Origin of the sequence: Kitasatospora sp. NBC_01539, from assembly GCF_045040525.1 — a bacterium.
GTDB lineage: Bacteria > Actinomycetota > Actinomycetes > Streptomycetales > Streptomycetaceae > Kitasatospora.
The window spans coordinates 2,101,527-2,113,656 of sequence record NZ_CP109390.1; the positions used below are offsets into that span (position 1 = coordinate 2,101,527).

At 71.6% G+C, this 12,130-nt stretch carries 9 protein-coding genes; 1 reads left to right on the forward strand and 8 read right to left on the reverse strand.

What is annotated here, in order from left to right; all coding sequences use genetic code 11:
* Positions 1–57: 57 nt before the first annotated feature.
* The 3 genes from OG335_RS09045 to metH form a co-directional block, all read right to left on the reverse strand.
* On the reverse strand, positions 58–1,665 hold the full coding sequence (locus OG335_RS09045; RefSeq protein ID WP_405010520.1) for an ABC transporter substrate-binding protein: 1,608 nt from the start codon (positions 1,663–1,665) through the stop codon (positions 58–60).
* Between the two features lie 322 nt (positions 1,666–1,987).
* Positions 1,988–2,689 (reverse strand): HAD family hydrolase, encoded by a 702-nt coding sequence (locus OG335_RS09050; RefSeq protein ID WP_405010521.1) that lies wholly within the window; start codon positions 2,687–2,689, stop codon positions 1,988–1,990.
* 157 nt (positions 2,690–2,846) lie between these two features.
* The gene (gene metH, locus OG335_RS09055) at positions 2,847–6,380 is read right to left on the reverse strand and encodes a methionine synthase (RefSeq protein WP_405010522.1); all 3,534 of its coding nucleotides are present in this window, start codon (positions 6,378–6,380) and stop codon (positions 2,847–2,849) included.
* A gap of 33 nt (positions 6,381–6,413) precedes the next feature.
* Here metH and OG335_RS09060 point away from each other — a divergent pair, with 33 nt between their 5' ends.
* A complete protein-coding gene (locus OG335_RS09060; protein WP_405010523.1) occupies positions 6,414–7,613 on the forward strand; it encodes a hypothetical protein in 1,200 nt (399 codons plus the stop codon).
* A 24-nt stretch (positions 7,614–7,637) separates the two neighbouring features.
* Here OG335_RS09060 and OG335_RS09065 read toward each other — a convergent pair whose 3' ends face one another.
* Genes OG335_RS09065 through OG335_RS09085 form a run of 5 tightly spaced genes read right to left on the reverse strand, consistent with a single transcriptional unit; the run spans position 7,638 to position 12,112 of the window.
* Positions 7,638–8,225 (reverse strand): TetR/AcrR family transcriptional regulator, encoded by a 588-nt coding sequence (locus OG335_RS09065; RefSeq protein WP_405010524.1) that lies wholly within the window; start codon positions 8,223–8,225, stop codon positions 7,638–7,640.
* Positions 8,222–8,584, reverse strand: a complete 363-nt coding sequence (locus tag OG335_RS09070; protein ID WP_405010525.1) for a DUF1304 domain-containing protein — start codon at positions 8,582–8,584, stop codon at positions 8,222–8,224. Before OG335_RS09070 ends, OG335_RS09065 begins: the two co-directional genes overlap by 4 nt.
* 34 nt (positions 8,585–8,618) lie before the next feature.
* Positions 8,619–10,235: a glycoside hydrolase family 13 protein gene (locus OG335_RS09075; protein ID WP_405010526.1), complete on the reverse strand. Its 1,617-nt coding sequence runs from the start codon at positions 10,233–10,235 to the stop codon at positions 8,619–8,621.
* 32 nt (positions 10,236–10,267) lie between these two features.
* Entirely contained in the window at positions 10,268–11,152 is an 885-nt protein-coding gene (locus OG335_RS09080; protein WP_405010527.1) for a carbohydrate ABC transporter permease, read from the reverse strand.
* Positions 11,153–11,167: 15 nt separating this feature from the next.
* Complete coding sequence (locus tag OG335_RS09085; RefSeq protein WP_405010528.1) at positions 11,168–12,112, reverse strand: carbohydrate ABC transporter permease; 945 nt, start codon at positions 12,110–12,112, stop codon at positions 11,168–11,170.
* Positions 12,113–12,130 lie beyond the last annotated feature (18 nt).

Consider the following 12,130-nt stretch of genomic DNA (forward strand, 5'->3'; position numbering starts at 1 on the left):
CAGGCCGACGGCCCGCCTCCTCCTCGCGGAGGGGGCGGGCCGTCGGCGTACGGTCGGTCAGCCGACGTTCTCGGTGCGGCCGATCAGCCAGAGGCGGAAGACGCCGGTGGTGTCGACGGTCGCGTCGACGCCGGTGATGTCGTTGCGCGAGACGTAGAACGACTTGGCCTGGAACAGCGGGATGACCGGGGCGGCCTCCGCGACGATGTTCTGGATCTGGCCGTAGGCGCCGCCGGCGGTGCGGTCGGTCAGCTTGATGCTGGCGGGCACGAGCCTGGTGCTGACGCGCTGGTCGTCCCAGCCGTTGTGGAAGGCGCCGCCGTCGACCACGATCGGGGTGACGAAGTCGTCGGGGTCGACGTAGTCGGGGGTCCAGCCGACGGTGTAGCCCTGGTAGATCCCGGCCTTCCAGCCGGCCTGGTACTTCTTCCAGTCCGGCTCCTGCTTCACGGTGATCTGGAAGAGGCCGCCGGCCTCCAGGTCCTTCTTGAACTGGTTCATCTCGGCGACGCCGGCACGGGCGCGCGACCAGGTGAGGGTCAGCTTGACCGGGGTCTGGACCTTGGCCGCGGAGAGGATCCTCCTGGCCTTCTCGGTGCTCGGGTCGCCGTAGCGGTCGAAGAAGGCCGTGTTGTGGCCGGTGATGCCGGCGGGCACGAGCGAGTACAGCGGCTGGACGGTGCCCGCGTAGACCGTGTGGGCGAGTGCCTTGCGGTCGAGGAGCTGGGCGGCGGCCTGGCGGACGGCGGGGTTGCCGGCGACCGGGTCCTTGGTGTTGAGGACGAGGAAGCGGGTCTCGGCGCTCTCGCCCTCGGCGACCTTGAGGTCGCCCTTGCCGGCGATCTGGTCGTCCTTGATCCGGGCCGCGGCGGCGGGCTCCATGCTGTTGTCCGCGAGGTCGACGTCGCCCTGTTCGAGGGCGGACTTGAGCTCGTCCGGGGTGTTGAAGTAGCGCAGCGCGAACGATCCGTTCTGCGGCTTGTTCTCGCCCCGGTACTCGCTGTTCGCGGAGAGGCGGACCTTCGCGGGCGCCTCGCCGTCGCTCATCGTGTCGATCGAGTCGATCTTGTACGGGCCGGAGCCGACCAGCTTGTCGTTGGCGAGCAGGCCGTCCGCCGGGAAGACCTGGTGGTCGACGATGGAGCCGGCCGCCGAGGCGAGCTTCGCCGGGAGCACCGCGTCCGGGGTGTTCAGGTGGAAGACCACCTTGCCGCCGTCCGCGGACCCGACCGACTTGATCGTCGAGAGCAGCGAGGCAGGGCCGCTCGGGTCGTTGATCTTCAGCATGCGCTGCACGGAGAAGACGACGTCCTCGGCGGTCAGCGGGTGGCCGTTGGAGAACTTCAGGCCGCTGCGCACGGTGCACTCGTACGTCGTGGCGTCGGCACCGGTGAACCCGCAGGACTGCGCGGCGTCCGGCTGCGGCACGGTCGCGCCGGGCGGGAAGCTCAGCAGCGACTGGAAGGTGTTGTTCAGCACCAGCCAGGAACCCGCGTCGTAGGCGCCGGCCGGGTCGAGCACGCTGGTCACGTTGGTGGTGCCCATGGTGATCACCGACGGCGAGTCCTTGCCGGTGACGGCCTTGGTCGCGGAGGCGCAGCCGGAAGCGGCGGTGGCCACGACGACGGCACAGCCCAGCACGGCCAGGCGGTTGGCGGATGACATGCGGGTTTGATTCCTTCTCCGTGCGGCCGGGCTTGTGGGGAGGCGCCGGGAGGAACCGTCACGTGGGGTGCGTCCGGGGTGGGGGGCGCGGTCGGTGACGGTCCGTTCGACCCCGTATGCGGGGACTGACCGGATGTAGCGTGCCATATCGAACACGCGTCGCCCCCACCCGGACGGGCGGCCGTTATGGCCGCCGTCGACCGCCGAGTCCCGCAACCCGACGATCTGTGATGCGATGTCCGATTTCTCCGGTGCACCCTGTACGCACCGTTGCCGGGAGGCAGCGGCGCGAAAGCACGGTACGTCCGGAAGGAGACCGATCTCACACCCGGGCGGCGACCGCCGAGAGGAGGAGCTCCAGGTCGACGAGTTCCAGCGAGGGCACCACCAGGCGCCCCGGCGCGGGCTCGATCGCGGCGACCGAGGGCACCGCGATGACCGGGCATCCGGCCGCCTCCGCGGCCCGCACCCCGGTCGGCGCGTCCTCGATCACCACGCACCGCGCCGGGTCGGCACCGAGCCGGGCCGCGGCCGCCAGGTACGGGTCCGGGTGCGGCTTGGTGCGGGGCACCTCGTCGCCGGCCACCGAGAAGGCGAAGTGGTGGGCGCCGAGGCTGCCGAGCACGATGTCGATGATGTGCCGGTGCGAGGCCGACACCAGGGCGGCGGGCACGCCGTGCGCGTTCAGCGTGTTGAGCAGCCGTTCGGCGCCGGGCATCAGGGGCACGCCGCCGGCCAGCAGGTCGACGAAGCGCTGGTTGATCAGCACGGTGAGTTCGGCCGGGGAGAGCGTCACCGCGGTGCGCGACAGCAGGTAGTCGATCACGCGGGTCATCGGGCCGCCGACCACGTGGGCGCGGTCGGCCTCGTCCAGCACGTGCCCGAGCTCCGCGAAGAGCGACGCCTCGGCCTGCCACCAGAAGTCCTCGGTGTCGACCAGCGTGCCGTCCATGTCGAGCAGGACGGCCTGCAGGCCGCCGCCGGTGCCGTCGAGGCTTTCGGTGAGGGTCGAGATGGTCGTCATGGAAGATCCCTTCGCCTGGGTGGTGCACGCCGGGGCGCGCCCGGACGGATCCGGGGATGGCACAGGCCGGCCCGCTGGTGAGCGGACCGGCCCGTTCAGGATCATTCAGGATACGCCCGGCGACCGTTTCCGCGCAGAACGGAACGCATCCGTGGCGTTACCTCGCGTTGAAGTACTTCGCCTCGGGGTGGTGGATGACGATCGCGTCGGTGGACTGCTCCGGGTGCAGCTGGAACTCCTCGGAGAGCACCACGCCGATCCGCTCCGGCTTCAGCAGGTCGGCGATCTTGGCGCGGTCCTCCAGCTCCGGGCAGGCGCCGTAGCCCAGCGAGAAGCGGGCGCCGCGGTACTTCAGGGCGAACATGTCGCGGACGTCCTGCGGGTCCTCGTCGCCGAAGCCCAGCTCGAAGCGGACCCGGGCGTGCCAGAACTCGGCGAGCGCCTCGGCGAGCTGCACCGACAGGCCGTGCAGCTCCAGGTAGTCGCGGTAGGCGTTGCCGGCGAACAGCTCGTTGGCCGCCTCCGACACCCGGTTGCCCATGGTGACGACCTGCAGGCCCAGCACGTCGCGCTGACCGGAGTCCTCCGGGCGGAAGAAGTCCGCCAGGCAGAGGCGGCGACCGCGGCGCTGCCGGGGGAAGGTGAAGCGGGTCCGCTCGGAGCCGTCCTCGTGGAAGACGACCAGGTCGTCGCCCTTGGAGTTGGCCGGGTAGTAGCCGTAGATCACGGCGGGCTCCAGCCAGCCCTCGGTCTGCAGGCGGTCCAGCCACATGCGCAGCCGCGGCCGGCCCTCGGTCTCCACCAGCTCCTCGTACGAGGGGCCGTCGCCGTTGCGGGCGGCCTTCAGGCCCCACTGGCCCTTGAAGAGCGCGTCCTCGTCGAGCCAGGAGGCGTAGTCGGCGAACGGGATGCCCTTGACGATCCGGTCGCCCCAGAACGGCGGTGCGGGCACCCGGTTGTCGACGGCCACGTCGGAGCGGATCTGGCCGAGGTTGACCTCCTCCTCCGGCTCCTCCACCTGCACCCGGGCGTGCCGGCGCTGGCGCAGCTCCGGCAGGGCCGCGCCGGGCACGCCGCGCTTCACCGCGACGAGGGCGTCCATCAGCCGCAGGCCCTCGAAGGCGTCCCGGGCGTAGCGGACCTCGCCCCGGTAGACCTCGTGGAGGTCCTGCTCGACGTAGGCGCGGGTGAGCGCGGCGCCGCCGAGGATGACCGGGTAGTCGGCGGCCAGGCCGCGCTGGTTCAGCTCCTCCAGGTTCTCCTTCATGATCACCGTGGACTTGACCAGCAGGCCCGACATGCCGATGACGTCGGCCTTGTGCTCCTGGGCGGCGTCGAGGATCGCCGAGACCGGCTGCTTGATGCCGAGGTTGACGACGGTGTAGCCGTTGTTGGAGAGGATGATGTCGACGAGGTTCTTGCCGATGTCGTGGACGTCGCCCTTGACGGTGGCGAGCACGATCGTGCCCTTGCCCTCGTCGTCGGACTTCTCCATGTGCGGCTCCAGGTGCGCCACCGCGGTCTTCATGACCTCGGCGGACTGCAGCACGAACGGCAGCTGCATCTGGCCCGAGCCGAACAGCTCGCCGACCACCTTCATGCCCGCCAGCAGCGTGCCGTTGACGATCTCCAGCGCCGGGCGCCCGGTCAGCGCCTCGTCGAGGTCGGCCTCCAGGCCGTTGCGCTCGCCGTCGATGATCCGGCGCTGCAGGCGCTCGTCGAGCGGGAGGGCCGCCAGCTCCTCCGCCTTCGACGCGGCGGTGGAGGCCATCGAGACGCCCTCGAAGAGCTGCAGCAGCTTCTGCAGCGGGTCGTAGGCGGGCTCGTCGCCGACCGCCTCGCGGCGGCGGTCGTAGACCAGGTCGAGCGCGACGTCGCGCTGCTCCTCCGGGATGCGCGCGATCGGGAGGATCTTGGAGGCGTGCACGATGGCCGAGTCCAGGCCCGCCTCGACGCACTCGTGCAGGAAGACCGAGTTGATCACGACGCGGGCGGCCGGGCTGAGGCCGAAGGAGATGTTGGACAGGCCCAGCGTGGTCTGGACGTCCGGGTGACGCCGCTTCAGCTCGCGGATCGCCTCGATCGTCTCGATGCCGTCGCGGCGGGACTCCTCCTGACCGGTGCCCAGGGTGAAGGCCAGGCAGTCGACCAGGATCGAGCCCTCGTCGATGCCGTACTCGGTGGTGAGCTGCGCGATGAGGCGCTCGGCGATCGCGACCTTCGTCTCCGCGGTGCGGGCCTGGCCCTCCTCGTCGATGGTCAGCGCGATCAGGCCGGCGCCGTGTTCCCGGGCCAGCGAGGCGATCCGGCCGAAGCGGGTGTCCGGGCCGTCGCCGTCCTCGTAGTTCACGGAGTTGAGCACCGCGCGGCCGCCGAGCGCCTCCAGGCCGGCCAGCAGCACCTGCGGCTCGGTGGAGTCCAGCACGATCGGCAGGGTGGAGGCGGTCGCCAGCCGGCCGGCGATCTCCTTCATGTCGGCGACGCCGTCCCGGCCGACGTAGTCGACGCACAGGTCGAGCAGGTGCGAGCCGTCGCGGATCTGGTCGCGGGCGATCTCGACACAGGCCTGCCAGTCCTCGGCCAGCATGGCGTCGCGGAACTTCTTCGAGCCGTTGGCGTTGGTGCGCTCGCCGATCGCCAGGTAGGAGAGGTCCTGCCGGAACGGCACCGACTGGTAGAGCGAGGCGGCGGCCGCCTCCGGGCGCGGGTCGCGCGGCGTGACCGGCCGGCCCTGGACCCGCTCGACGACCTGGCGCAGGTGCTCGGGGGTGGTGCCGCAGCACCCGCCGACCAGCGACAGGCCGTAGTCGCGGGTGAAGACGTCGTGGGCGTCCGCCAGCTCCTGCGGGCTCAGCGGGTAGTGCGCGCCGTCCTTGCCGAGCACCGGCAGGCCCGCGTTCGGCATGCAGGACAGGCCGATCCGGGCGTTCTTCGCCAGGTAGCGCAGATGCTCGCTCATCTCGGCGGGGCCGGTCGCGCAGTTGAGGCCGATGTAGTCGACGCCCAGCGGCTCCAGCGCGGTCAGCGCCGCGCCGATCTCCGATCCGAGCAGCATGGTGCCGGTGGTCTCGACGGTCACCTGCACCAGCACCGGCAGGTCGAGCCCGGCCGCGGCCAGCGCCCGCTTGGAGCCGAGGATCGCGGCCTTGGTCTGCAGGAGGTCCTGGCTGGTCTCCACCAGCAGGGCGTCCGCACCGCCGGCGATCAGGCCGGCCGCGTTCCGCTCGAAGCCGTCGCGCAGCAGCTCGTACGGGGCGTGACCGAGCGTCGGCAGCTTGGTGCCGGGACCGATCGAACCGAGCACCCAGCGGGTGCGGCCGTCGTCGTGGGCGTCGGCGACCTCGCGGGCGATCCGGGCACCGGCCTCGGAGAGCTCGAAGACGCGTTCCGGGATGTCGTACTCGCCGAGCGCCGAGTGGTTCGCGCCGAAGGTGTTGGTCTCCACGCAGTCGACGCCGACGCCGAAGTACGCCTCGTGCACCGAGCGCACGATGTCGGGGCGGGTGACGTTGAGGATCTCGTTGCAGCCCTCCAGCTGCTGGAAGTCCTCCATGGTCGGGTCCTGCGCCTGCAGCATGGTGCCCATCGCGCCGTCCGCCACCACGACCCGGGTGGCGAGGGCTTCGCGCAGGGCGTTCGCACGCGCCTGCTGGACGGAGACTGCGGCGGACGGGGGAACGACGGTGGCCATGGGGCGACTCCCTGGGTGCGACGGCTGTCGGCTATGCGTCCCCTCCGTGAACGGGGACGCACGCCGCCAGCGTATCCGGACACCTGCCCGGCGACGGAACCCGTTTCGCATCCTGGGCGTCCTCACCACACGAACGGACCGGACGGAAGGGGTGTCGTGCGTCGGAGAACCGGGGCTGAACCGGGCGGGCCGCGGGCGCGGTGGCGCAGGTGGACGTGGCGGCGGCGGGTGGCGGTCGGCTTCTGCATGGCCCTGGGCCTGCTACTCCTTCCGGTGGCCGCGGCGGCCGCCGCGCTGCGCCTCCAGTACGCAGGCGAACCGTCCGCCGAGGCCAGGACCCGCGGCCGGGACGCCCTCTGGATGGGCCACGCCTGGGTCGACGGCCGCCGGACCGGGGCCGACCTGACCGCGCTCGCCGCGCGGCTGGCCGGCACCGGCATCCACGACCTCTACGTGCACGCCGGGCCGCTGGAGCACGACGGCTCGCTGCGCGCCGACCGATCCCCGCGGGCCGCGGGGCTGGTGCGGGACGTGCACCGGCTGCTGCCCGGCGTCCGCGTGCAGGCCTGGCTCGGCGACGTCGTCGCCCCGGAGAAGGACGGCCTGCACCTCGACCGCGCCGACGTGCGCGACCGCGTCACGGCCTCCGCCCGACAGGTGCTCGACCAGGGTTTCGACGGGGTGCACTTCGACATGGAGCCCGTGCACTCCGGCTCCGGGGGCTTCCTCGCCCTGCTCGACGACGTGCACGCGGTGACCACCGCCCGGCAGGTGCCGTTCTCGGTGGCCGCCCCGCAGATCGACCCGCTGCCGGGCCTGCACCGGGTCGGCCTCGCGCTCACCCGGCACGGCAAGTGGTGGTCGCAGGCGTACTTCGGGCAGGTCGCCCGGCGGGTCGACCAGGTGGCGGTGATGTCGTACGACACCTCGATGCAGCTGGAGTCGCTGTACGGCGGGTACGTCGCCCAGCAGACCTCGCTCGCCCTGGAGGCCACCCCCGCGGACGTCGACCTGCTGATGGGACTGCCCGCGTACTGGGAGGACGACTACAGCCACCGCGGCTCGGCGGAGACGGTGGCGGCGGCCGTCCGGGGCGCCCGGCTGGCGCTCGGCCGCAACGACCGGCGGACCTTCGGGCTCGCCCTGTACGTCGACTTCACCGCGACACCCGCCGACTGGGAGGCCTACCGGAGCGGCTGGTGCGCGGGCGGTGCCGCGGCGGCGGGCCGGTGAGCACGCCGCCGGGCCGGACGCGGGTCACGCCTCGTGCGGGTCCGCGGGGGCGGGCGGGGCGTCGAGCGGCGCCCGGTGCAGGGCGATCAGCAGGCGCCACGTGCGGGCGGCGAGGGTCTCCGCGTCGGTGTCGATCAGGCCGTGCAGCCAGTCGGCGAAGAGGCCGGTGAAGGCCGCCGCGACCGCGGAGGCCACGGTGTCGGCGTGCGGGGCGCCGGCCCGTTCGCGTTCGGCGCGGCTGCGGGCCCGCAGGCGTTCGTGCAGCAGGTCGCCGAGCGGGCCGCCGCCGCCCGGGGTGAGGAGCGCCCGGTGGAGCGCGGCCCGGTCGGCGCTGTCCGTCAGGAACGCACCGAGCGCGGGCGGCGGGGCGGCCGGGTCGACGGGCCCCTGCCAGGCGTGGAGGGCGTCCACCGCGCGGTCGGCCACCTCGCCGCAGGCGTCGACGGCGAGCGCCCGCAGGTCCACGTAGTGGAGGTAGAAGGTGGCCCGGCCGAGTCCGGCGCGGCGGACCACGGCGGAGACGCTGACCTCGGCGAGCGGCCGCTCCGCGCACTCGGCGAGGAGTGCCGCCCGCAGGGCGCCCCGGGTGCGCTCGGAGCGCGGATCGCTCATCCGGCGGCCAGTACGGCGGCGAGGGCGACCGCCCCGGGCAGCGCCTGCGCGACCAGGATGCGGCGGTTGGCCGTGGCGGCGCCGTAGACGCCGGCGACGACGACGCAGCAGAGGAAGAAGACCTGCGCGTCGTGGCCGACCGGGTCCGCGGCGACGAGGCCCCAGACCAGGCCGGCCGCGAGGAACCCGTTGTAGAGGCCCTGGTTGGCGGCGAGCGGCGCGGTCGTGCGCGCGAGCCCGGCGTCGAAGCCGGAGAGCTTCCGGCCGGGGGAGCGCTCCCAGAGGAACATCTCCAGCACCAGGATGTACGCGTGCAGGGCCGCCACCAGACCCACCAGGACGCTCGCCGCCGTCTGCATGACCACTCCTACTTTCTGGACACCTGTCCAGTCATCATAGACGAGTGTCCAGGATCTCGAACCAGACGGCCGTGTCGGAGGGCAGGGCCCCGCCCTCCGCCAGCGGACCGCTCGCCAGCAGCAGCGCGGCACCCCCGGGCAGCGCCACCGGCTCCGCACCGAGGTTGACCAGGCAGCCGAAGCCGTCGGCACGCCGGAACGACAGCACCTCCGGGTCGGCCGGCAGCCAGCCGAACTCCCCGCCGATCCGCTCCCGACGGATGCGCAGCGCCTCCCGGTAGAGCTCCAGCATCGAGTCGGGGTCGCCGGTCTGCGCCGCCACCGTGAGCGCGGCCCAGTCCGCGGGCTGCGGCAGCCACGGCTCGACGCCCTCCGGCGCGAAGCCGTACGGCGGCGCCTCGCCGGACCACGGGATCGGCACCCGGCAGCCGTCACGGCCCGGGTCGGTGCCGCCGGAGCGGAAGTGCATCGGGTCCTGCAGGGTGCTCAGCGGCAGGTCCTCGACCTCCGGCAGTCCGAGCTCCTCGCCCTGGTACATGTACAGCGACCCCGGCAGGGCCAGCGACAGCAGGGCCGCGGCGCGGGCGCGGCGGACGCCGAGCGCGCGGTCGGTCGGCGTGCCGAACGCCTTGGCGGAGAACTGGAACCGGGTGTCCGTGCGGCCGTACCGGGTCACCGTGCGGGTCACGTCGTGGTTGCACAGCACCCAGGTGGCGGGGGCGCCGACCGGGGCGTGCGCGGCGAGCGTGCCGTCGATGGAGGCGCGCAGCTCGGCGGCCGCCCAGGGGCGGGCCAGGAAGTCGAAGTTGAACGCGGTGTGCAGCTCGTCCGGGCGCAGGTAACGGGCGAACCGCTCGGTGTCCGGCACCCAGATCTCGCCGATCAGCACGCGCGGCTGCTCGTACGAGTCGGCGATGGCGCGCCAGGACCGGTAGATCTCGTGCAGGTCGTCGCGGTCGACGAACGGGTGGGTGTCCACGCCGAGTTCGAAGCTGGGCAGGCCCGGCTCCTTGGTCAGCAGACCGGCCGAGTCGATCCGGACGCCGGCCGCGCCGCGGTCGAACCAGAAGCGGAGGATCTCCTCGTGCTCCTGGCGGACCAGCGGGTGCGCCCAGTTGAGGTCGGGCTGCTCGGTGGCGAAGAGGTGGAGGTACCACTGCCCGTCCGCGATGCGCGTCCAGGGGCAGCCGCCGAACTCCGACGTCCAGTTGTTGGGCGGGAGTTCGCCGTTCTCGCCGCGCCCCTCGGCGAAGTGGAACAGCTCGCGCTCGGGGCTGCCGACCGGCGCCGCCAGGGCGGCGCGGAACCACGGGTGCTCGTTCGACACGTGGTTCGGCACGATGTCGACGACGGTGCGGATGCCGAGGTCGAGCGCCTCGGCGATCAGCTTCTCGGCCTCCTCCAGCGTGCCGAAGACCGGGTCGATCGAACGGTAGTCGGCCACGTCGTAGCCGCCGTCCTTGAGCGGGGACGGGTACCAGGGGTTGAACCACACGGCGTCGAAGCCGAGTTCGGCGAGGTACGGGAGCCGGGCGCGGATGCCCGCCAGATCTCCGGTGCCGTCGCCGTTGCCGTCGGCGAAACTCCGCGGGTAGACCTGGTAGATCGCCGCGTCTCGCCACCAGTCCGGGCGGTCGGGCTGCAGTACCACGGTGGGTAGTCCTTTCGCGAAATGACCGGGCCTCAGCCCTTGAGCCCGCCTGAAGTCAGGCCGGCCATGATGTTGCGCTGGAAGATCAGGAAGAACACGACCGTCGGCACCGAGGCGATCGCCAGGGCGGCGATCACGACGTTCTGCGGGACACCGATGGAGAGCGAGTTGATGCCGATGTTGAGCGGCTGGTTCCTCGGGTCCGGCTGCACGAGCAGCGGCCACAGGAAGTCCTTCCAGACGTTCACGACGGCGAAGATGGAGACCACGCCGAGGATCGGCCGGGACATCGGCAGCACGATCGACCACAGCGCCCGCAGCGGCGACGCACCGTCGATGGCGGCCGCGGCCATCAGCTCCTCCGGGATGGAGTCGAAGAAGCGCTTCAGCAGGAAGATGTTGAAGGCGTTGGCCACGGTGGGCAGCCAGATCGCCCACGGGGTGTTGATCAGGTTGACGTGCACCAGCGGCAGGTCGAGCACGGTCAGGTACTGCGGCACGACCAGCACCGCGGACGGGATCATCAGCGTGGCCAGCATCATGCCGAGGATGACGTTGCCCAGCACCGGTCGCAGCTTCGACAGCGAGTACGCCGCGGCGACGTCGAAGACCAGTTGGAAGGCCAGCGCCCCGAACGCGTAGTACAGCGTGTTGAAGAGCAGCCGACCCATGTTGAGCTTGGACCACGCCTCACTGTACGTGTCGGTGTGGATCTGCTTCGGGAAGAAGGTCGGCGGGTTCTGGATGACCTCCTGGGTGGACTTGAGTCCACCGGTGACCAGCCAGTACAGCGGGCCGAGGAAGACCAGCGTGAAGCCGATGACCACCAGGACGAGGACGGTCCAGTAGATCGCCCGGCCCAGCGGGCGGTTCAGCTGCGTCTCGGAGATCAGGGTACGGGTCGAGGTGTCTGCCATGGCGGGGCTCCCGTCCTAGTCGGTGGTGCGGCTCAGGCGCACGTACAGCGCGGAGAAGCCGGCGAGTACGAGCAGCATGACCAGGCCGAGCGCCGAGGCGCTGCCGTAGTTGTTGAAGCTGAAGGCGTACTGGTAGATGAGGTTGACGACGGTCAGCGTCGAGTTCTGCGGGCCGTTGCCGCCGGTCAGCAGGTAGGGCTCGACGAAGACCTGCATGGTCGCGACGACCTGGAGCAGCAGGAGCAGCGACAGGATCAGCCGGGTCTGCGGGATGGTGACGTGCCAGATCCGGCGCAGCAGGCCGGCCCCGTCGAGCTCCGCGGCCTCGTACAGCTCGCCGGGGATGCCCTGCAGCGCGGCCAGGTAGATCAGGGTCGCGCCGCCCATGTTCATCCAGGTCGCCGCGATGACCACGGAGATCATCGAGGTGTCCGGCGAGTTGAGCCAGGCCGAGGTCGGCAGGTGCAGCGTCCTCAGGATGGCGTTGAAGAGGCCGTAGCCGGGGTCGTAGAAGTACTTGAAGAGGAGTACCGAGGCGACCGGCGGGAGCATCACCGGCAGGTACACCAGGATGCGCAGGTACGACTTGGCGTGCCGGAGCTCGTTCAGCAGCACGGCCACCACGAAGGGGACGGCGAAGCCGAGGACGAGCGCCAGCAGGGTGAAGAGCAGGGTGTTGCGCCAGGCGTGCCAGAAGTCCGGGTCCTGGAAGATGCGGTCCAGGTTCTCCATGCCGACCCACGTGGTCTTGCCGCGCTTGGTCTTCTGGAAGCTCATGATGACTTCGCGGACCATCGGGTACCACGAGAAGTAGGCGAAGCAGAGCAGTGCCCCGATGAGGAAGCCGTGGCCGGTGAGATTCCGGCGGAGGCGCTGACGGAAGGCGGCGCGGCCCGCGGGCGCGGTGTCCGGTGCCGTTGGCTCGGTCTTCCGCCGGGCGGAGACGCTGATCGCTGCCATGGAATGTACTCCTGGTCG